Raw genomic sequence first — 416 nt, forward strand, 5'->3', positions numbered from 1 at the left:
CCCTGGCCGCCCTGGGGTACGCCCAGTTCGTGGCCGGGGACGCGCCGGCCGCCGTGGCGGCGCTGAGCCGGGTGCGGGAACTGGAGCAGGCCCTCGGCATCACCGACCCGGCGCGCGGACGCTGGCACGGCGACCTGGCCGAGGCACTGGTCCTGGTCGGGGAGCCGGGCGAGGCGCAGCGGGTCATCGACGCGGCCCGGGAGCACGCGCTGCGGCTGGACCGGGAGAGCGTGCTGGCCGTCCTGGACCGGTCCGAGGCACTGGTGCGGGCGGCCCGGGGCGAGACCGAGGCCGCCGTCGCCCAGCTGACGTCCGCACAGGACCGGCTGGCGAAACTGGGCAACGGCCTGGAGGAGGCGCGGGCCGCGTTCGCGCTGGCCCGGCTGCGCACCCGGCGGCCGGGCCCGACCTCGTAC

General features: G+C 78.8%; 1 pseudogene (running past one end of the window). It reads left to right on the forward strand.

The annotated features are described in order from the left end of the window. Positions 1 to 416, forward strand: a pseudogene (locus BZY54_RS52600) (LuxR C-terminal-related transcriptional regulator) (its annotated part continues 124 nt past the right edge of the window); the annotation flags it as partial.

It is taken from the genome of Streptomyces carpinensis, from assembly GCF_002154505.1.
Taxonomy (GTDB): Bacteria; Actinomycetota; Actinomycetes; order Streptomycetales; family Streptomycetaceae; genus Streptomyces; species Streptomyces carpinensis.